Raw genomic sequence first — 20,536 nt, forward strand, 5'->3', positions numbered from 1 at the left:
GCTCATCCCTCCTTGCGGGTCGCGTGGCCAAGTGCAGAGCTTCCACCCATTGCAGCGAAATCGTATGCCGTCTCCGCATGCTCGGATTCATCGAGTCCAATCGCCTCGTTCTCTTCGCTAGCGCGTAAGCCGATCGTGAACTTGAGTGCATAAGCGATGATCGCGGTGGCTACGAGCGAGTAAAGCAGAACCGCACCCGCACCGACAGCCTGCAGCTTCAACTGCTCGATGCCGCCGCCGTAGAAGAGGCCCTTGACTCCGGCGTAGGACTCCGGCGCGGCGACGAGGCCGACCATGAGCGTGCCTGCCAAACCACCGACGAGGTGGACGCCGACGACGTCGAGCGAATCGTCGAATCCGAACTTGAACTTCAGACCGACGGCCAGGGCGCACAGCGCACCGGCGACAGCACCGATGATCACGGCACCGAGCGCGTTGACCGAAGAACAGGAGGGCGTGATTGCAACGAGGCCGGCGACGATACCCGAGGCAGCACCGAGGGAGGTCGGCTTGCCGTCACGGATCTTCTCCACGAGCAACCAGGCAAGCATCGCGGTACCGGTTGCGATGGTCGTCGTCAGGAACGTGTTACCGGCGGCAGCGGTCGAGCCGACGGCCGAACCTGCGTTGAAGCCGTACCAGCCGAACCACAGGAGACCAGCACCGAGCATCACGAACGGCAGGTTGTGCGGGCGGAACGGGGTACGCGGCCAACCGCCACGCTTGCCGAGCACGATCGCGAGGACGAGGCCTGCGGCGCCGGCGTTGATGTGGACCGCAGTACCACCGGCGAAGTCGATCGCCTTCAGGTTGTTGGCGATCCAGCCGCCTTCTTCACCCGTGTAGCCGTCGAATGCGAACACCCAGTGTGCAACCGGGAAGTACACGATCGTCGCCCAGAGCGCAGCGAACACCAGCCACGAGCCGAACTTCAGGCGGTCTGCGACGGCACCCGAGATGAGGGCGACGGTAATGATCGCGAACATCAGCTGGAAGGCTACGAACACCGACAGCGGAATCGTGCCGAAGAGCGGAACCGAGGTTTCGACGTCTGCCAGGACGTTGCCCTGATCGGCACCGCCGAAGACCGTCTTCAGGCCGAAGTACTGCGTCGGGTCTCCGATCAGGTTGCCCTTGTCGTCGCCGAAGGCGACGGAGAAGCCGAACAGCACCCACAGAACCGTAACGACACCCATTGCGCTGACGCTCATCATGATCATGTTGAGCACGTTCTTCGCGCGGACCATGCCGCCGTAGAAGAACGCAAGCCCTGGGGTCATGAGCAACACGAGCGCCGCGCTGGCCAGCATCCAAGCTGTGTCGCCGGCGTCGGGCGCGCCTATCACCGGGAATCCATCCACCTTGAGTCTCCTCCTTATAGCCCAGCCGGTTCCGGCTGACGACCTGTTGAGAAGATTGCTCACTCGGTGTTTCATCGATGGCACTGCGAGGTTTCGGCCATGTGAACGCATCGACGTTCCGTGTTGCTTCCACGTTTCGTGCCGCACAAACGTGTGAAGTGCCTGGTGTGAGACCTGCACTTGACGGGCGTTCGAGGCCGTCACACCGCCCGAAAACGGCCTACTGACGCTTGATGATTCCCCAGATGCCGACGCCGAGCAGGACGAGTCCGCCGACGAGGGTCAGGTAGAGCCCGGACCCGGTCGAGAGGAAGTCTTCGCCGAGTTTGTCGTTCTGGTCGGACACGTCTGCGATGTCGACGAGAGCGACGAGCGTGACCAGCGCACCGGCCGCTACGGCGGTGATGCCGGCCGCGCGGTGGATGCCCGACCGCTTCCGGTTCAGGCCTCGCAGAGTCGCGACCACACCGGCGATCAGCGCGAGCAGCAGCGTGATGATGCCGTCGCCACCGCCGTCGATTTCGTCGTCACCACCGATTCCCTTGACGCTGATCTCCTCGCCGAAAAAGTCGGCCGAGACCCAGGGCAGAAACGCCGCGATGATCGTCACGACAGCCGCACCGACCAGAATCCAGCCGATCGTGTTGACGATCCGGTCGACCGGCTGCTCCGGTGCGCCACCACCCTGCGACGGGTAGGCAGGTCCGCCGTACTGCGGCTGCCCGTATTGCGGCTGGGGCGCGCCGTACTGCGGCTGCCCGTACTGCGGCTGTCCGTATTGCGGCTGGGGCGCGCCGTACTGCTGCGGGTAGGGCTGCTGCTGCCCGTAATTCGGCGGGCCCTGCTGCGGCGTGCCCTGGGGTGGCTGATCTTGCGGCCCGAGGTTACTCGGCGGACCTGGGTACGACATGCGTGCTCTCCTAATAGTTCCGACGACCGTCTTCGTTGATCCCCGACCGGAAGCACGGCTCACCAACCCTGCCATATACGGCTGCGAATTTCGCCGGGATTGTGCGAGTTTCAACTAACGCGGCGACAAATTTCAGACGACGTTCCGGTCCGACAGTGCCTGCACCTGTTCGGCAGTCATTCCGAGGACCGCACCGAATACGGCGGCGTTGTCCTCCCCGGCTGTCGCACGCCCGAGCCATTCGATACCGCCCGGCGTCTCCGACAGTTTGGGCACCACACCGGGCACCGCGACCTCGCCGAATCGCGGATCCTCGCGACGCACAACCATTTCCCGTGCCTTGACCTGCGGATCGGCGACCACGTCGGCGATCGAATTGATCGGCCCCCACACGACCGAATGCTCGTCGAGGGCGGCCGTGAGGTCGCCGAAGTCGAGGGTTGCCGACCACGCCGCGACCAGTGCATCGAGTTCCTCGGAATTCTCGCCGCGCGCAATGTGAGTGGCGAAGCGCGGGTCGTCGGCGAGTTCCGGCTGACCCATCGCCTGCGTCAACCGACGAAACAGCGGGTCCGCGTTGGCCGCGATGATGAGGTTGCGACCTTCACGGGTCGGGTAGACGTTCGACGGCGCAAGGCTTTTCAGGCCGGTCCCCATCGGTTCGCGGACGATGCCGAGTTTGTCGTACTCGGGCAACGTCGACTCGAGCATCGCGAAACAGCTCTCGAGAATCGACGCGTCGACGACCTGCCCGGTACCGCCTTTCGCGTCGCGCCAATACAGCGCCATCAGCAGACCTTCGAGCGCAAACAGCGCAGCGAGCGTGTCCCCCAGGGAGATTCCGCTGCGGGGCGGCACCTGACCAGGGAAACCGTTGATGTAGCGCAGTCCGCCCATTGCTTCGCCGACGCTCGCAAATCCGGGCCGATTCGCATACGGACCGGTCTGCCCGAATCCGGAAATGCGCACGATCACGAGTTTCGGATTGATCTCGTGCAACTCTTTGGGCCCGAGTCCCCACTTCTCGAGTGTGCCCGGCCGGAAGTTCTCGACGACGGCGTCCGCCTCGCGGACCAACTCCCGGACGAGGTCCCGGCCATCGTCCTGCGCGAGATCGATGCTGACCGACTTCTTGTTGCGCGCTATGACCGACCACCACAGGCTGTTGCCGTCGAAGGCCTTGCCCCAGTTGCGCATCGGATCGCCCTTGCCCGGCGGTTCGACCTTGATCACTTCGGCGCCGAAGTCGGCCAGCCGACTGCCGACGAAGGGTCCTGCTATCAGCTGTCCCATTTCGATGATCCGGACGCCCGAAAGGGGTCCCGACCGGCGCGATTCGCTCACGACGCAAACGCTAGCGGATCGGCGGACGGGCGTAGGGTTTCCACCATTGGCAGTGTCGCTAGTGCGAGGAGAGTCCAATGCCCCACGCAGAGGTCAACGGTCAGCGCCTGTACTACGAGGAATCAGGGTCGGGTGCGCCGATCGTTTTCTCGCACGGCTTCCTGATGGATCACGACATGTTCGACGCCCAGGTCGAGGCCCTGCACGACCGTTACCGCTGCATCACCTGGGACGAACGCGGCCACGGGCAGACCGTCACGACTCCTGAGCCATTCACCTACTGGGACAGCGCAGCCGATGTCCTCGGCTTGCTGGACCACTTGGGCATCGAACGCGCGGTCCTCGCCGGAATGTCTCAGGGCGGCTATCTGTCGATGCGCGCCGCACTGACGGCGCCCGAGCGGGTCCGGGGGCTCGTTTTGATCGACACTCAACCCGGCACCGAGGACCCCGCCAAGATCCCCGCCTACGACCAACTCATCGCGATGTGGGAGGCCGACGGCGTCTCGGACCAGTTGGCCGACATCGTCGCTGGGATCATCATCGGACCGGGTTACGACCGCACCTCGGATTGGCAGGACAAGTGGCGCGCACGTGACACCGCGACTGTCCGCCAGATCTACACGACTCTCACGACGCGCGAGGACGACATCCGGTCGCGGCTCGGCGAACTCACGATGCCGACCCTGGTGATCCACGGATCCGCTGACATGGCAATCGAACTCGACAGGGCGAACGAATACATCACCGCCCTGCCGAATGCCGAACTCGCGGTGGTCGAAGGTGGCGGGCACGCATCGAACATGACGCACCCGGACAAGGCGAACCCACTTATCGAGCGGTTCCTGGCGGGTCTGTCGGGCTGAACTACTTCGCTCGTGCCCCGACGAACTCGAGGATCAGCGGGATCAACGCCTCCGGCTGCTCTTCGGACACGAACGTGTAGCAGTCGTCGATCGTGCGCAGGGTCGCGTCGGGCAGCGCTTTCTGGAGTCGTTCTGCGAGCGAGAGCGGAAAGAACTTGTCTTCGCTTGCCCACGCGAGCAGGACCGGCTTGTCGAAACTGCCGAACTTCTCGGCCGCCGCAAGCGTGTGGCGTTTGTTGATCCCGCGCAGGAACCGCCGCAGGTCGCGGCGGATCTCGGCGCTCTGCCGGCTCGGCAGCAGATAGCCGTCTATGACGTCACGCGGCAGCGGCCGTTTGGTCAGCCAGCCGAAGACGAACGGGAGTCGGTGCAGCGCACGGACTCGCAACGTGTCGGTCAACAGGCGGGTGGACCCAGGCACACGCGCGAGGATCGGGAGAAACGCGATCGTCGGCGGGAAGAACCGTTCGAAACTGTCGGACGGGGTCAGTACGACGCGGCCGATCCGTTCCGGGTGCCGGGTCATCAGGATCTGGGTGATGCCACCGCCGGTGTCGTTCGCGACGAGTGTGACATCGCGGAGGTCCAGCTTCTCGAGGAACTCGGCAATGAGATCTGCCGCACCGGGCGGCGTGAGGTCGGCATTCGGGACCGGTACCTCGTGGGCACCGAACGGCAGGTCGGGCGTGATGCACCGCAAGCCCGCAGCCGCGATATCGGGAACCACCTTCCGCCACAGGTCGCCATTGACCAGCACCCCGTGGATGAAAACCACGACCGGACCCTCGCCTCGTTCGCGGTAGCGAATCGTTCCGCCGGACAGCGCAACTTCGTGAACTCGACCCAGTTCAGCACTACGAGACATCGCCAACCCCTTGCGCCGTTTCTTGCAACGGTTATACGAACTCCCTTTACGCTATGTTGATCGAGCAGTTTTTGCAACGATTGCAACAAAAGAAGGCGCGACGTTGGATCCACGCAAGCAGAAGACGATGGATGCCCTGCTCAAAGCAGCAGAGCGGATGATCGCCGAACAACGTTCGGCAGACGTCACGGTCGACGAGATTGCCGAGGACGCCGGCGTTGCGGTCGGCTCGATCTACAACCACTTCGGCTCGAAGTCAGGGCTGTTCGCCGCGGCGATCGATCGCGCACTCGGCACGGATGCCGAGTACATGGACCGCGCCTACACACCCGACCGGTCCCCCCTCGAGCAAGTGATCGCCGCGGGCGAGGAGTACGTCCGCTTCTATTTCGACCATCCGACGTTCTTCCGGATGCTCGCCTTTCCGCCTGACCCCGGCCAGTACGCGGCCGGTCAGGAGGTCGCCGAACGGATGGGGCAGCGTGTGGCCGAACAGAATTCGCGCCTGACCGCCGCGATACAGCGCGCGATCGACGAGGGCATTGTCCGGCCGATGGACGCTGAGAAGGTCACGACGATGCTGTGGGCAGCTCTCAACGGCATCATGAGCCTGGCCTGGCGACCGGACTCGATGCGGAAGACTGAGAGCGAGCTGCGCGAGCTGATCGCCACCGTGTACGACATCTACGCATTGGGACTGCTACCCCGGGATTAAGCTCTCTACAGGGTTGATCGACGAACGAAGAGAGGGTGGTCTGTGAGCGAGCCGCGCTACGAGCTGGTCGCGCGTGAACTCCGGCTGCAAATCCTCGGTCGCGAATACAGCGTGGGCGACTCGTTACCCAGCGAGAGCGCACTGTGCACGCAGTTCGGCGTCTCCCGCGGGCCCGTCCGGCAGGCACTCGCGATGCTGAAAAACGAAGGGCTGGTGGTCCTTTCCCGCGGGAAGCCGGCGGTGGTCCGCAGTTTCGACGTCACGCAGACGTTGGACACGTTCACCCCCTTCACCCAGTGGGCCCGTCTGACCGGCCGCGATGCTGGGAGCAAGACGCTCGAGGTCGCGCGCCGCCGAGTCACAGAGCCGGCGCGGGCAGCGCTGGGAATCGGCGCCGACGACTTCGTGGTCGAGATCCTGCGCCTGCGCCTACTCGACGGCGAGCCGACGATGCTCGAGCGCACGGCATACATCGAGAGTGTCGGCTCACTGCTGTTCGACTTCGACACCGATAGCGGGTCCATCACCGACTTCCTCACTTCTCGGGGCGTTCGTTTCGAATCGATGCGCCACGTGATGGACGCCGTGTCGGCCAACGACGTCGATGCGGACAATCTCGCGATCGACGCCGGCAGTCCGCTGCTGCGCGAGCGCCGGACCTCCTGGAACGACAAGGGCGAGCCGTTCGAGTTCGCCGACGATCGCTACCGTCCGGACCGGGTCGCGTTCAGCATTGTGAACGCCCGCACGATCGATCCGCGCGAGAGCGTCCACAGCTGAAAACGCCGGGACGCGTTCGCGTCCCGGCGTCCAGAACTCTCTTACGCCGCGGCCGGCATCCGGTTCCAATGCGGGATCAGCAGCAGCATTGCGATGAAGGCAGCACCCGCGAACCCGTAGAACAACTGCTCGGTCGCGAGGTAGCCGGGGAGCAGACCACCGAGAATCGCACCGATCGAACCACAACCGTTGATCGTTCCGGCAGCCGCACCGGCATGCTTGGAGGTACCGAAGTCGACGGCGGCCACGCAGGAGATCATGGCGTCGGCGCCGTAGATGGTCAGTCCGATCGCCGCGAGGACGGCCACCATCAACCAGACGTTCCCGGTTGCCGTCATCGGTCCGAACAGTGCGAGCGCAGCGACCAGCGCAGCGAGGCTGACGACGCATGCGGGTATCCGCCGGGCCTGGAAGACCTTGTCCGAAATGCGGCCGATCAGCAGCGGCGCGACAAGACCTGCCACACCGAATGCGACCGGAACGGCAACCGCCTTGAAGTTCCCCGAATCGTGCAGGCGTTCGGCGACCATCACCGGACCCCACAGCAGGATTGCGTACCGCGCGGGCTTGAGCAGGAAGTACGACGCGCCCAGCGTCATCACCATGCGGTCCCGCGTGACCACCATGAAGGTCTCCCGCAACGAGCTCGCCGGTTCGGCAATCGGCTTCGGTTCGTCGTCGAGCTTCGGCAGTTCCTTGGCGTGGTATTCCTCGATCGGCGGCAACCCGACATCTGCGGGCGTGTTGCGCTGGAAGACGAGGACGAGGACCAGGACGACCGAAACAACCAGCGCGCCGGTGAAGAACGCGACGCGGAAGCTGTCGAACACGCTGTAGGCAACCCAGCCGAGGAACGGCGCAGCCGCAAGTCCGCCGAATGCATAGTTTGTGCTCCACAGGCCGAGCACCCGGCCGCGCTCACCGACCGAGAAGAACTGCGCGATGTTCTTCAGCGTTCCCGACCAACCGGTGGATTGCGCGAGACCCTGCACGATCATCAGCGGGAGGAGCAGGAAGAACGCGGGCAGCAGACCCATGAAAAGCGTTGCGACAACCGACATTGCCAGGCCGCCGATGAGGACGATTCGCGGACCGTAGCGATCCGACACCGAGCCCCACACGAACTGGCCGAGCGCGTACGCCGCCAGATACACCGCATCGAGGTTTGCGAGCGTGCTCTTGGTGAGCGTCGTCGAGAGCACGGGGTCCTCGAGGATGCCGAGCTTGGCCACAGAGAAGGTCTGCCGGGTGAAGTAGAACCCGGCATAGGCAATCCAGGTGATTGCGAATATTTGTCGTCGCCAGCGTTCGTAGCCGGCGATCGAAGTTTGCGGAGACATGAGTGTGTTCGACATGTTAGGCACCTAGCCATGAGTGAGGAGGCCGAAAGCTCGAATGACGTGCGGCAAACGCGAATCGCGTTGCGAGGCAACACTGGCGTGCGGACGGGGCTGTCGGCCGCACGCCAGCGGCGGTGGGGTGGATCAGGTGGTGCTGGGAAGCGTTTGGATCAGAGTGTCGAGAGCAGCGCAGGCAGCTCTGCGACACTGTTCAAGACGTGCGTTGCACCTGCCGCGCGGAGCTGGTCGGCGTTGTGGGCGCCGGTCAGGACACCGATCGACGCTCGCGCACCCGCGCGTACACCGCTGGTGATGTCGGACGATGTATCGCCGACGACCACCATGTGGTGCACCGATTCGGTGCCGGTGCGCAGCAGCGCCGTGAGTGGCATGTCCGGGTGCGGACGTCCGCGCACACCGTCACCAGGGCAGAGGACCACGTCGGCGAGGTTTTCCCAGCCGAGCGCCCGGATGATCGCCTGCTGCGTCTCGTGTGCGAAGCCCGTGGTCAGCGCGACCTTGACACCCTGCGCACGCAGACCAGAGATCGCCTCGACGGCACCCGGCACCGCGCTGCAGTTTCCTTCCTCGACGAGTTGCGCGTAGCACCGTTCGAAGGCCTTGTTCGCGGCCTGCGCCTGCTCCTCGTTGCCCCGGCTGAGGTGCCGGAAGACGACGATCTTCGACTGGCCCATCGTGTCGTGTACGTAACGCAGCATCTCGGCCCGCTCGTCGGCGTTGCCCGACAGACCGGCATGTTCGTCGGCGGCGAGAAACGACTGCTGGACCAAGCCGGTGTCCTCGACGGTGGTGCCGGCCATGTCGAATACGACCAGGGTCGGTGCGGGGTTGGCAGAACTCATGCTTCCTTACCTTTCTCGGGGTGAATCAGGTGGTGGTCGAGCGTGGGTGAATTAGGCAGCGTGGGTGAATTAGGCAGAGACGCGAATGTCGTTGCGCGCGAATGCCCGCTCGACGCTTTCTTCCGCGAGGCCCATCGATGTGGTCATGCCGATGCCGGTCGTCACTGTCACGACGTGGACGCCGGCGATCGGTTCTTCGACGAGGAACTCCTTGGCGGGCGCGGACGAGTAGACGCCCTGCCAGCGCTCGGTGACGGTGAGCGGAGCACCGAACAATTTCTCGGCCTCCTCGATCAGTACGGCGAAGCCCTTCTCCGACTGGAACGGAGAGGTCGACACGTCTTTCGCGTGGGTATCGCCGACGAGGATCGAGCCATCGGGTTGCGGCGTATACATCTGATGGAGATCGATATCGGCGTAGTCGGGATACTCGGTGCGCAGCCGTTGCAGAACAACATCTTTCGATGGCAAGTGCGCGAAACCGGAGTATCGAACCAATGACCACCCGGTGAAGAGTGGCGCCGGAAGAGCGAAGCCGAGCGGCGCCTGCGCCCGCAGCATGTGCAGTCGGCAGCGCTGCAACTCGTCACGATCGGCGTACTCGGGGAACAACCGGTCGATGTCGTAGTTGACCGTCACGAAGATTGTGGGCGCGCGCAGGTCGCCGCGCGTCGTGTGTACGACACCCGCGTCGAAATGTGTTGCAGCAGTGCGCCAGTGAAAGCTCACGCCGGACGATTCGAGCCAGCGCGCGATGCTCGGAGCCGCGGTCCGTGGGTCGACCTGAAGATCGTTGGGCAGGTACATCCCACCGGTGACGCCGTCCGGACGGATCGGCAGCCGGTCGAGGATCTCCGTCCGGTTCAGCACGCGGACTTCGCGGTCTCCCCGTTCGGCCGCGAACTCGGCGATCATCGCCTGTTCGTCATCGTGGCGAGCGACGCACAGCGTGCCTGCCGGCCGCGACCAGAAGCCGGCCTTGTGCGCCAGATCTAGCCAGTGCCTGCGACCTTTCCTGCCGTAGCGCAGCGCGGTTCCCGCTTGTGCAGTGATGCACGCGTGGCCGAAGTTCTGCACGGACGCCCCGGTCACCGAATCGGCGTGGTCGACGACCGCGACGCGCAGGCCCCGGTTGAGTGCGTGATACGCGTGGGCCAGGCCGACGATGCCCGCGCCGACGACGACGACGTCGTAGTTTTCGTTGTTTGCCATGGTGAAGATTGTGAGCGCCGTCACGGCAACTTGTCAATACAAGTCTGCGATATTCACGAACTAGTAAATATAAGTTCATCTGGCGGTGGGCACGAAAAAGCCGGCCCCGCCTCGCAGCGTGGCCGGCTCGATTTCGTTCAGCCGAGCACAGATCCGAGCGAAGGCCAGAAGATCGTGCTCTTCACATACTTGAATCCGTCCGGATTCTGCTCGCTCACCGGGACTGGGAAGCGGTGCCACATCGAGCCGTAGATCGCAGCGACGACCGGTCCCCCACCTACGTTGATGACCCGCGAGCGCATCGTCGTGTCGATCGGCAGGTCCATGTGCTGATTGAGAATGTCGGTGCCGCTCTGACCGGTCAGGAGGTTGAGCCACACGACCTCGAGCTTCGCGTCGCCCTGGTTCGGCGAGATCGTCCCCGGACCGCCGAAGAAGCCGAATCGGAAGCCATCGGCGCCCAGCGCGATGCCCGACCCGTACAGCTGGCCGGTCGCGGGGTCCATACGACCGGTGTCGGAGTATGCCGGAATTTGGAACGGCTGCGCTGGCAGCGCGACCTCCATGCGGCGCATTTCCAGCGGCGACGCGAGCAGCCGATCCATGGCTGCCGCAGCGGCCGGGTTGCCCTCGGCGACCTCACGTAGAGCCGAAGCGGCCTCGTTCCAGTCGATCTCGGGGCCGGCGGCCGGCGCTGCCGCCGTCGAGCCGGCAAAGACGACTGCTGCCGCAGCGGCCGCGGTGAAAATGGCGGTGAACCGCCGTCCGAGTCGGAGTTTCCCCATACTTGTCCCTCGCTTCCGATAGCTGCGCTTGTGCGCGGTTGGAAAGTCTATGGACTCTCTTACCGCGCACGGGGCCGCAGGGCCCGTTCGCCTATCCGACGAGCGCCGAGACGAACGCCACCGGCTCGAAGGGTGCGAGGTCGTCGGCACCCTCGCCGAGACCGACCAGCTTCACCGGGACCCCCAGCTCGTGCTGGACCTGGAAGACGATGCCGCCCTTGGCAGTTCCGTCGAGCTTGGTCAGGACCACCCCGGTGATATCGACGACGTCGGCAAACACCCGTGCCTGCATCAGCCCGTTCTGGCCGATCGTCGCGTCCAGGACCAGCAGTACCTCGTCGACCGATGCGCGCTTCTCGATCACGCGTTTGACCTTGCCGAGTTCGTCCATCAGGCCGGTCTTGGTGTGCAGTCGGCCCGCGGTGTCGATCAAGACCACGTCGACGCCGGCGTCGATTCCCTTGCTGACCGCGTCGAAGGCGACCGACGCGGGATCGGCATGCTCCTTGCCGCGGACGGTGTCCGCGCCGACCCGTTCACCCCAGGTCTGCAACTGATCGGCGGCAGCGGCGCGAAAGGTGTCGGCCGCACCGAGCAGCACTCGCCGGCCATCGGCGACGAGCACGCGGGCGAGCTTGCCGGTCGTTGTCGTCTTGCCGGTGCCGTTCACGCCGACCACAAGCAGGATCGACGGATGGTCGTCGTGCGGGAGCGCCCGGATCGAACGATCCAATTCCGGGTGCAACTGCTCGACCAGGACTTCCTTCAGCAGTGCGCGTGCCTGCGCTTCTGTCCGGACACTGCGAGCCGCCATCTGTTCGCGCAGCCGCTCGACGACCTTCGTGGTGACGGCGGTGCCGAGGTCCGCGATGAGGAGCGTGTCCTCGACTTCTTCCCACGAATCTTCGTCGAGGTCGCCACCGCCGAGCAGGCCGAGCATGCTTTTCCCGACCGCGTTCTGCGACCGGGCAAGCCGGCCGCGCAGCCGATCGAGTCGGCCTTCGGTGGGAGCGATCTCCTCGATCGCAGGAGCCGTTTCCAGACCCGCCGGGCTCTCCGGGACCTCGACAGGTTTCTCGGGCGGCGCCTGTTTCGGAGCCTCGACCGGCTTCTCCTCTACCGGCTGCTCCGGCAGTCGGACCTCGGTGATGCCACGCTTCGGCGCGTCCCGCGGAATCGCGGCATCGTCACCGACGTGCGGTTGCCCCTCGGTGTCGGTGCGCTCGCCGGCCGGCGGTTTCGGCGCTGTGTCGAGACCACCGCGGCTGAACGTGAACCCGCCACCGGCTTCGTATCCGCCCGACCGATCCTTCAACGCAGGCTTGTCCGGCGGCGGCGCGAGGGAGATCCGTCGGCGTCGCTGCAGCACAAAGCCGACGACGAGGACGATCAGCAGAATTGCCGCGATCGCTGCTATCAGAATCCAGGCTTCGGCACTCACCCGGCCATCCTGTCAGAGATCGCGGCGCGCCGTTTCACGCACCTGCGCGCCCGCGTGAAAGACGGGGCTGCGAGTGCCACGATTACGGGATGACCGAACAGAACGTCCTCGGCGGGCCGCTGGAAGAGTGCGGAACCGACCCCGTCACTGGATTTCTTCGCGACGGGTGCTGCAACAGCGGGCCAGAAGATGTTGGCAGCCATACAGTCTGCGCAGTCGTGACCGCGGAGTTTCTCGAGCACCAGGCATCGATCGGCAACGATCTCTCGACGCCACGGCCCGAGTACCGCTTCCCCGGCCTCGTCCCGGGCGACCGCTGGTGCGTCGTCGCCGCCCGCTGGCTCCAATCCCACGCCGACGGCAAGGCCGCGCCCGTCGTTCTTGCGGCGACAAACGTTCGGGCGCTGGATCTGATTCCGCTCGAGACACTGCGCGCGTATGCGGTCGACGTCCCCGACGACCTCGCAGGACTCTCCTAACCTTCGGTCACGAATCCTTCGGCCACGAGCCAATCTCGCGCGACGTCGGCGGGTTCGCGGCCCTCGACGTCGACCTGCCGGTTCAACTCCGTCATGACCTCGTCGGTGAGCTTCGCCGAAATGGGGGCCATCACGTCGACGACCTGTGGATGCGCGTCGTAGAAGGACTTCTTCATGACGAGCGCGGGGTTGTACTTCGGGAAGAAGGCCCGGTCGTCGGTCAGCAGAACGAGGTCCAGCGCGATGATGCGGCCATCGGTCGTGAAGACCTCGCCGAACTTGCACTGGTTCGCGTCGGCTGTGGCCTGGTAGATGATGCCGGTCTGCAGGATCTGGCGTTGCGCCCGGCCGGGATCGAACTCGTACTTGGCCGCCATGCCGGGAAAGCCGTCCTGGCGGACGTTGAACTCGGTCTCGACACAGGTCGTCGCAGCACCGGGATCGGTCCGTACCAGTTCCGCATAGTCCGACAACGTCTTTATGCCGGTCTGCTCCGCCGTGGCCTTGCTCATCGCCAGCGCATAGGTGTTGTTCATCGGCGCCGGTTCTGTCCAGACCATGTCGTTGGCCGCCAGATCGGCATCGCGAACCGCCTCGAACTGCGCACGCGGATCGGGCACCGGCTCCTCGTTTCCGAGGTAGTTGATCCAGCCCGTGCCGGTGTACTCGTAGGTGAGATCGATCTGGCCGTTCAGTTGCGCATCACGAGTGCTGTTCGACCCCTGGATGTTTGTGAGGTCGCGGACCTCCGCACCGGCCGCGGCGAGCGCGAACTCGATCATGTACCCGAGCGTGACCTGCTCGGTGAAATCCTTCGAGCCCACCGTGATCTTGACGCCCTCCAGCTCGGGTACCGGCTGGATGCTGCCCGGCCCGACGGAGAGCGGCAGCGCACCGCCCGACTCCAGTCCGCAACCCGCGGCGAGCGACACCGCGAGCAGAGCCGCTGCGAACCGTGGAAGCGTCATGTCAGCGCAGTCCCTTCGGCCCGAGGAAACGTTCTGCCAGTGCGCCCAACCAGTCGATCAGCAGCGCGAGCGCGACGGCAAGGACAGCCCCGACGACCAACGTCACGTTGTCGCGCAACTTGTATCCGGTGTCGATCAAGATTCCGAGCCCACCCGCACTCACCAGGAAACACAGGGTGGCGGTGCCGACGGCAAGAACGAGCGACGTTCGCAGGCCCGCGAGGATGTACGGTACCGCCAGCGGGAACTCCACGCGGCGAAGCACTCTCATGTTCGACATGCCCTGACCCTTACCGGCGTCGATGAGCGTCCGGTCCACCTGCTGATAGCCGAGGATCGTGTTGCGGAGCACCGGCAGCAGCGAATAGAACGCGATCGGGAGCACGCCGATCCAGAAGCCCGTCATTCGTGTGGCGAGGTAGAAGAGCACCAGCAGCCCGATCGCGGGCGCGGCGGCCCCGATGTTGGCTATTCCCACGAAGATCGGTGCGAGGCGGCGATACCGGTGGCGGCTCAGCACTGTCCCGAGCGGAACCGCGATGACGACGACGATCACCACGACGGCAAACGTGATCAGGATGTGCTGCCAGGTGAGCGTCGCAATATTGCTGATGCTGATGCTGCCTTTCTGCGTCGCCGTCAGCTCGCGGTTGAACGCCCAGAGCAGCACGCCCGCAACAAGGATGAGCACAAGCACCGGTTGCACCAGCAGCCGGATTCGGTCGGCACGCTTCGCCGCATTCAGCTCCGACCGGCCGACATCCTTCGGTTCGACCTCCATTTCGGGCGGTTCGACAGTCGGCGCGCTCATACCTGCGCTCCGCTTTCGTCGTCGGCATGCTCACGGCGCATATCCGAGAGATGGCCGACGAGAGTGTCGATCGTGATCAGACCTTCGAACTCGCCGCGCCGACCCGTCACGACGGTCGATGCTGTGCTGTCGGCGAGCAACGCTTCGAGCGCGTCCTGCAGCGTCGACTGCACCGACACCATCTCTCCGATCGCGACGCCGCAGCCTTCCAGCGTCTCGGCATTGGCCAGGTGTGCGGGAGAAACCCAGCGCAACGGGCGATTTCGGTCGTCGAGCACGATCGCCCACTGCCACTTGCGGCCATCGAGTTCGCGCTGGAGATCCGTGATCGAGTCACCGACCTTCGCGGTCGGGCATTTCGCGAGTTCCACGTCCCGGACGCGAGTGAGCGTGAGCTGCTTCAGCGACGCATCTGCGCCGACGAAGCCGGCGACGGTGTCGTCCGCCGGGTGGGCCAGGATCGCCTCGGGGGTGTCGTACTGCAATATGCGGGACTGGTTGCCCAGCACGGCAATTCGGTCGCCGAGCTTGACAGCCTCGTTGAAGTCGTGCGTCACGAAGACGATCGTCTTGCCGAGTTCTGTTTGCAGGCGCAGCAATTCGTCCTGCAACAGGCCGCGTGTGATGGGGTCGACAGCACCGAAGGGCTCGTCCATGAGCAGGATCGGCGGGTCGGCGGCCAGCGCACGAGCGACTCCGACACGCTGTTGCTGACCGCCGGAAAGCTGGCGTGGGTAGCGGTTCCGGTAGGTGTCCGGGTCGAGTCCGACGAGGTCGAGCATCTCGTCGGTCCGCGCTGCGATCTTCTTCTTGTCCCAGCCGAGCAGACCCGGTACGGTTGCAACGTTTTTCGCGATCGTCAGATGCGGAAACAGGCCGGCTTGCTGAATGGAGTACCCGATGCCGCGGCGCAGTTCGTCGGCGTCGATCGACAACGCATCCTTACCATCGATCGTGATCCGGCCGGAGCTCGGCTCGATCAGTCGGTTGATCATGCGCATCGTCGTCGTTTTGCCGCAACCCGACGGACCCACGAAGATCACGGTTTCGCCGGCAGGCACCGTCAGCGACACGTCGTCGACCGCGGCGTCCCGCTGACCGGGGTAGCGCTTGCAGACCGACTCGAGCACGATCTCGACGCCGGAAACGGTGGCGTCAGCTGTATCAGTCACGGATACCCCTCGATGTTGTGAGCCGGCCGATGATGACGTAGATGCCGTCCAGAACCAACGCAAGAATGACGATCAAGCCCGTTCCGACGAGCGCTTGCGGCACCGCGTTGGGACTCCCGACGCGCGAGAGTCCGCTGAAGATCAGGTTGCCGAGCCCCGGTCCTTTCGCATACGCGGCGATCGCCAGGATCCCCATCAGCATCTGCGTGCTGATGCGCATTCCGGTGAGGATCGACGGCCAGGCCAACGGCAGTTCGATCCGCGCGAGAACCTTGGTGCGATTCATTCCGACGCCTCGCGCAGCATCGGTGATGGCTGGATCGACCGAGGCCAGACCGATGATCGTGTTGCGGATGATAGGAAGCAGCGCATAAAGAACGAGCGCAGTGATCGTCGGGGCGACGCCGAGCCCAAGGATCGGAATGAGCAAGCCCAGCAACGCAAACGACGGGATGGTCAGAATGGTGCTCGCGGCTGCGGTGGCCAGCGAGGAGCCGATCGGGCTGCGATACACCGCGATACCGATCGCCACGGCCACAATCGTGGCGAGGACCACGGACTGGACGACAGCGGAAACGTGCAGGTAGGAGTCGGTCAGCAACTGCTGACGTCTATTGACGATGAACGTCCAGAGCGCATCCATGACGAGCGGCACACCTCCTCGTGCATCGTCGCCAGCGCGACGCGAGAAGGGGGTGCCCAGTAAGGGGCGCGCGTAAACCTGCAGCTAACTCTCAGGTCACTATCGGCGCACCCAGCTCCTGACCGCGCAAACGCTGGGAGATGACGGTCGTGATGCCGTCCCCACGCATGCTGACACCGTAGAGGGCATCGGCGACTTCCATCGTCGGCTTCTGGTGGGTGATCACAATCAGCTGCGACCGCTCCCGTAGCTGCTCGAACAGCGCGATCAGGCGGCGCAGGTTCGTATCGTCGAGCGCCGCCTCGACCTCGTCCATGACGTAGAACGGTGACGGCCGCGCACGGAAGATCGCCACGAGCAAAGCGACAGCGGTCAGCGACTTCTCACCACCGGAGAGCAGCGACAGCCGCTTCACCTTCTTACCCGGTGGCCGCGCTTCCACCTCGATTCCGGTGGTCAACATGTCCGACGGATCGGTCAGCAGCAAACGGCCTTCGCCACCGGGGAAAAGCGTTTGGAACACTTGCACGAACTCACGCTCGACGTCGGCGTACGCCTCGGCGAATACCTGCAGAATCCGGTCGTCGACTTCCGCGACCACGTCGAGCAGATCCTTGCGCGCGTTCTTGACGTCCTCGAGTTGCGTGGACAGGAAGGTGTACCGCTCCTCCAGCGCGGCAAACTCTTCCAGCGCAAGCGGATTCACCTTGCCCAGTGTTGTGAGGTCTTTCTGCGCGGCCTTTGCGCGGCGTTCCTGGGTGGGGCGGTCGTACGGCATGGGAGCCGGCGCGATCACCTGTTCGCCGCGCTCCTTCGCCTGCTCGTACTCGGCCAGCTCCAACGCCGACGGCGGGAGGGGCACGTGTGGTCCGTATTCAGCGACGAGGTCGTCGAGACCGATGCCGAACTGCTCGGCTATCGCCTCCTCCAACTGCTCGATCCGCAGTGCTGCCTGTGTACGCGCCACTTCGTCGCGATGCACCGCATCGGTCAGTGCCGCCAACTGGGTGGTCAGCTCCCTGACACGGACAGTTACCCGCTCGCGCAGGGCATTTCGTTCTCCACGCTGCTTGACGAGGTCGTCTCGGTGCGCGACAGCGGCAGCGACGATCCCCTCGAGGTGGCGTGCAACGCGCAGCCCCGATTCGACGACGGCTGCGGCAACCTCCGCCGCGTGCTGACGCGCGCGCTGCGAGCGTTCGGCCCGCGCGCGAGCTTCACGTTCCGCACGCGCCGCGCGACGTAGCGAGTCAGCTTTTCCGCGCACCGACTGCGCCCGCTCTTCGGCGGTTCGCAGCGCGAGGCGGGCCTCGACCTCGACAGCTCGAACCTGCGCGAGCGCAGCGGCCGCGTCTTCACGCTCGCGGCTCGCCGCAGCGCTGTGCCCCTCATCGCCGCCGGAGTCGATCTCGGACTGCTCTTCCTCGGCATGGCGCAGCCGGTCTTCGAGGTCGGCCAATGCGGTCATCGTCTCGTCGCGACCGTGCTCGGCTTCTTCGCGCTGGACCGCCAGCCGGGCCGACTCGGCGTGCGCGAGCCGCGCTGCCTGACCGAGGCGCCCCAACTGCTCATATACGGCTGCCATCGCGCGATCGGACTCGTGAAGAGCGCTGAGTGCGACCTCGGCTGCTTCCCGCCGGTCGCGTTGCTCGTCGAGCGCACCGGACAGGGCCGCGGCCAGCCCCTCGGCGTCGCGTTCGGCCGCTTGCAGTGCATTTTTTGCCGCGTCGATTGCGGCCGCGACCTCGATCTGACTTGGCGGACGGTCCGAACCACCGGTTATCCAGCCCGGACCGACCAGGTCGCCGTCGACCGTCACCGCTCGCAGCGCCGGATTGTCGACGACGAGGTCGACCGCGTCCTCGATACGCTCGACGACTGCGATGCCCGCGAGCAGCGCCGCGAGACCACCGCGAATGTCAGCAGGACACTGCACAACGTCTATCGCCCAGCGAACCTTCGCGGGCAGCACAGCAGTCGGCCCGGCCGATTCACCGACACCGAAGACGAGCGCCGCCCGACCGCCGTCCGCCTTTTTCAGCGCGGTGACAGCGTCTGTGGCGGACCGGTCGGAATCGACGGCGATCGCGTCCGCGGCCGGTCCCATTGCGGCGGCGACTGCGACCTCGAACCCCGGCTCGACTCGAATCATCTTCGCGAGGGGACCGAGCAGGCCGGCGTCACGATGGTTCTCGACGAGCCAGGCCGCGCCGTCCTTGCGGCCGAACCCCATGGACAACGCCTCGATTCGGGCCCCGAGCGACGCCACCTGCTTGCCCGCCGCGCGCTCCCGATCGTGCAGCTCGCTGACCCGGGTGTCGGCGAGTGCGAGCGCCTCGACAGCATGCTCGTGCTGGGTATCGAGGCCGAGTTCGCCCGCGTCGAGATCGCCCATCTGCTCCTGGACCTGATCGAACTCGGCCTGCGCAGCGTCACCGCGCTTGCGGGCCTCTTCGATCCCGATGGTCAGGCGCGCTACTTCGGCGTCGACGGACTGGGCACGCATCCGCAGGGTGTCGACCTGACCCGATAGCCTCGCGAGGCCCTCGCGCCGGTCGGCGATTGCGCGAACCGCCGCGAGATGTGCACGCTCGGCGGCTGCGGCCGCGTACTCCCGATCGGCCAGTTCTTCCTTTGCCGCGTCGAGAGTCGCGCGCGCTTCCTCGACGGCTGCAACCAGCTCTGCTTCCTCCGCGGCGACCCGCTCGGCGTCGGCCTCGAGTTGTTCGGGTTCTCGACCGCGGTCGGTCGCGGGTTTGGCTTCGAGGTGACGTGCGCGTTCCTTCGCGATGCGGACGGTGGCGTCGACCCGCTCCGACAACGCCGACAACTGGAACCAGGTCTGCCCTGCCGCCTCCGCGCTAGGCGTCAGGGCGGCCACTGCCCGCTCTTGCTCGGCCAGTTCGGCGGTGGCAGCTTCGAGGTCGGCTGCCACGGTCTCCTGCTGTTCACGGACGATTTCCTCATGGCTCTGCTTGCTCGCGAGCTCGGAGCGACGGGTCACGAGGTCGTCTGCCGCAAGGCGCAGGCGGGCGTCACGCAGATCGGCTTGGACAGTCTGGGCGCGCCGGGCGACCTCGGCCTGCCTACCGAGCGGTTTCAGCTGGCGACGCAGTTCTGCGGTGAGGTCGGTCAGCCGGGCGAGGTTGGCCTGCATCGCCTCGAGTTTGCGCACGGCCTTTTCCTTGCGCTTGCGGTGCTTCAGGACGCCCGCCGCCTCCTCGATGAAGGCGCGGCGGTCTTCGGGGCGCGATTCGAGGATTGCGGCCAGTTGGCCCTGCCCGACGATGACGTGCATCTCGCGGCCGATACCCGAGTCGCTGAGCAGTTCCTGGACGTCCATCAAGCGGCAGGCGTTGCCGTTGATCTCGTACTCACCGGCGCCGTCGCGAAACATTCGCCGGGTGATCGATACCTCGGAGTAGTCGATGGGCAGGGCGCCGTCGGAGTTGTCGATCGTCAAAGTGACTTCGGCGCGACCGAGCGGTGCGCGGCCCGATGTGCCGGCGAAGATGACGTCCTCCATCTTGCCGCCACGCAGCGCTTTCGCGCCCTGCTCCCCCATGACCCACGTCAGCGCATCGACGACGTTCGACTTGCCCGAACCGTTCGGTCCCACGACGCACGTGATGCCGGGTTCGAACCGAAGAGTCGTCGCTGAAGCAAAGGACTTGAAGCCCTTCAGCGTGAGACTCTTCAGATGCATCGGGCGGGCTCGCCTTTACCTGGATCAGCAGGGGGTGGGAACGTCATAGTCAGGGAAGATTACCGGGTTCGCTGTGCGGCCGACCATTGCGGCGCAGCTCAGGGCCCTGAATCATCGGCAGCCCATTACGCGGGCCTATCGAAACCCCTCCGTCGCACCCCTTTTCGGGATCCACACCGAAAATACGGCACGATTTCCGGTGCGCATCCGGAGAAGGGGTGCGTCGGAAAGGGGATCTGCTTGCGAGATCGAATGCCCGCCGACTCAAGATCGAA

18 protein-coding genes are annotated in these 20,536 nt (G+C 65.2%); 4 read left to right on the forward strand and 14 right to left on the reverse strand.

Annotated elements, in window-relative coordinates; all coding sequences use genetic code 11:
• Positions 1-2 precede the first annotated feature (2 nt).
• The 3 genes from JGU72_RS01435 to JGU72_RS01445 form a co-directional block, all read right to left on the reverse strand.
• Positions 3-1,310, reverse strand: coding sequence for an ammonium transporter (locus tag JGU72_RS01435; RefSeq protein WP_233531372.1), 1,308 nt, complete (start codon positions 1,308-1,310; stop codon positions 3-5).
• A gap of 271 nt (positions 1,311-1,581) precedes the next feature.
• A complete protein-coding gene (locus JGU72_RS01440; RefSeq protein ID WP_199681976.1) occupies positions 1,582-2,271 on the reverse strand; it encodes a hypothetical protein in 690 nt (229 codons plus the stop codon).
• Between the two features lie 132 nt (positions 2,272-2,403).
• Positions 2,404-3,615 carry a CaiB/BaiF CoA transferase family protein gene (locus tag JGU72_RS01445; RefSeq protein WP_307828258.1) on the reverse strand — a complete coding sequence of 404 codons (1,212 nt, stop codon included), beginning with the start codon at positions 3,613-3,615 and terminating at the stop codon, positions 2,404-2,406.
• Positions 3,616-3,692: 77 nt separating this feature from the next.
• Between JGU72_RS01445 and JGU72_RS01450 the strand changes: the two genes are divergently transcribed.
• The gene (locus tag JGU72_RS01450) at positions 3,693-4,481 is read left to right on the forward strand and encodes an alpha/beta fold hydrolase (protein ID WP_199681977.1); all 789 of its coding nucleotides are present in this window, start codon (positions 3,693-3,695) and stop codon (positions 4,479-4,481) included.
• Position 4,482: 1 nt separating this feature from the next.
• Here JGU72_RS01450 and JGU72_RS01455 read toward each other — a convergent pair whose 3' ends face one another.
• A complete protein-coding gene (locus JGU72_RS01455; protein ID WP_199681978.1) occupies positions 4,483-5,346 on the reverse strand; it encodes an alpha/beta fold hydrolase in 864 nt (287 codons plus the stop codon).
• Positions 5,347-5,449: 103 nt separating this feature from the next.
• On the opposite strand from JGU72_RS01455, the gene JGU72_RS01460 reads away from it, so the two are divergent.
• Both JGU72_RS01460 and JGU72_RS01465 read left to right on the forward strand, forming a co-directional pair.
• Positions 5,450-6,061 carry a TetR/AcrR family transcriptional regulator gene (locus JGU72_RS01460; RefSeq protein WP_199681979.1) on the forward strand — a complete coding sequence of 204 codons (612 nt, stop codon included), beginning with the start codon at positions 5,450-5,452 and terminating at the stop codon, positions 6,059-6,061.
• Positions 6,062-6,103: 42 nt separating this feature from the next.
• A complete protein-coding gene (locus JGU72_RS01465; protein ID WP_199681980.1) occupies positions 6,104-6,841 on the forward strand; it encodes a GntR family transcriptional regulator in 738 nt (245 codons plus the stop codon).
• 41 nt (positions 6,842-6,882) lie between these two features.
• On the opposite strand, the gene JGU72_RS01470 is transcribed toward JGU72_RS01465, so the two are convergent.
• From JGU72_RS01470 to ftsY, 5 genes are all read right to left on the reverse strand, one after another.
• Entirely contained in the window at positions 6,883-8,196 is a 1,314-nt protein-coding gene (locus JGU72_RS01470) for an MFS transporter (protein ID WP_199681981.1), read from the reverse strand.
• A gap of 155 nt (positions 8,197-8,351) precedes the next feature.
• Positions 8,352-9,044: a phosphonatase-like hydrolase gene (locus tag JGU72_RS01475; RefSeq protein ID WP_199681982.1), complete on the reverse strand. Its 693-nt coding sequence runs from the start codon at positions 9,042-9,044 to the stop codon at positions 8,352-8,354.
• A 69-nt stretch (positions 9,045-9,113) separates the two neighbouring features.
• Complete coding sequence (locus JGU72_RS01480; protein WP_199681983.1) at positions 9,114-10,256, reverse strand: TIGR03364 family FAD-dependent oxidoreductase; 1,143 nt, start codon at positions 10,254-10,256, stop codon at positions 9,114-9,116.
• Positions 10,257-10,393: 137 nt separating this feature from the next.
• Positions 10,394-11,041 carry a hypothetical protein gene (locus tag JGU72_RS01485; protein ID WP_199681984.1) on the reverse strand — a complete coding sequence of 216 codons (648 nt, stop codon included), beginning with the start codon at positions 11,039-11,041 and terminating at the stop codon, positions 10,394-10,396.
• 91 nt (positions 11,042-11,132) lie between these two features.
• Positions 11,133-12,482, reverse strand: coding sequence for a signal recognition particle-docking protein FtsY (ftsY, locus tag JGU72_RS01490; RefSeq protein ID WP_199681985.1), 1,350 nt, complete (start codon positions 12,480-12,482; stop codon positions 11,133-11,135).
• Between the two features lie 89 nt (positions 12,483-12,571).
• Between ftsY and JGU72_RS01495 the strand changes: the two genes are divergently transcribed.
• Positions 12,572-12,961 carry a DUF2237 family protein gene (locus tag JGU72_RS01495; protein WP_199681986.1) on the forward strand — a complete coding sequence of 130 codons (390 nt, stop codon included), beginning with the start codon at positions 12,572-12,574 and terminating at the stop codon, positions 12,959-12,961.
• Here JGU72_RS01495 and JGU72_RS01500 read toward each other — a convergent pair.
• From JGU72_RS01500 to smc, 5 genes are all read right to left on the reverse strand, one after another.
• Positions 12,958-13,929 carry a glycine betaine ABC transporter substrate-binding protein gene (locus JGU72_RS01500; RefSeq protein ID WP_199681987.1) on the reverse strand — a complete coding sequence of 324 codons (972 nt, stop codon included), beginning with the start codon at positions 13,927-13,929 and terminating at the stop codon, positions 12,958-12,960. The genes JGU72_RS01495 and JGU72_RS01500 overlap by 4 nt on opposite strands.
• 1 nt (position 13,930) lies before the next feature.
• On the reverse strand, positions 13,931-14,710 hold the full coding sequence (locus JGU72_RS01505) for an ABC transporter permease (RefSeq protein ID WP_233531380.1): 780 nt from the start codon (positions 14,708-14,710) through the stop codon (positions 13,931-13,933).
• 26 nt (positions 14,711-14,736) lie between these two features.
• Positions 14,737-15,912: an ABC transporter ATP-binding protein gene (locus tag JGU72_RS01510; RefSeq protein ID WP_199681989.1), complete on the reverse strand. Its 1,176-nt coding sequence runs from the start codon at positions 15,910-15,912 to the stop codon at positions 14,737-14,739.
• Positions 15,905-16,555, reverse strand: coding sequence for an ABC transporter permease (locus JGU72_RS01515; protein ID WP_199683131.1), 651 nt, complete (start codon positions 16,553-16,555; stop codon positions 15,905-15,907). Before JGU72_RS01515 ends, JGU72_RS01510 begins: the two co-directional genes overlap by 8 nt.
• 91 nt (positions 16,556-16,646) lie before the next feature.
• Positions 16,647-20,261, reverse strand: coding sequence for a chromosome segregation protein SMC (gene smc, locus JGU72_RS01520; protein ID WP_199681990.1), 3,615 nt, complete (start codon positions 20,259-20,261; stop codon positions 16,647-16,649).
• Between the last annotated feature and the right edge of the window lie 275 nt (positions 20,262-20,536).

The sequence above is a fragment of the Antrihabitans auranticaus genome (assembly GCF_016481275.1).
Classification (GTDB): Bacteria; Actinomycetota; Actinomycetes; order Mycobacteriales; family Mycobacteriaceae; genus Antrihabitans.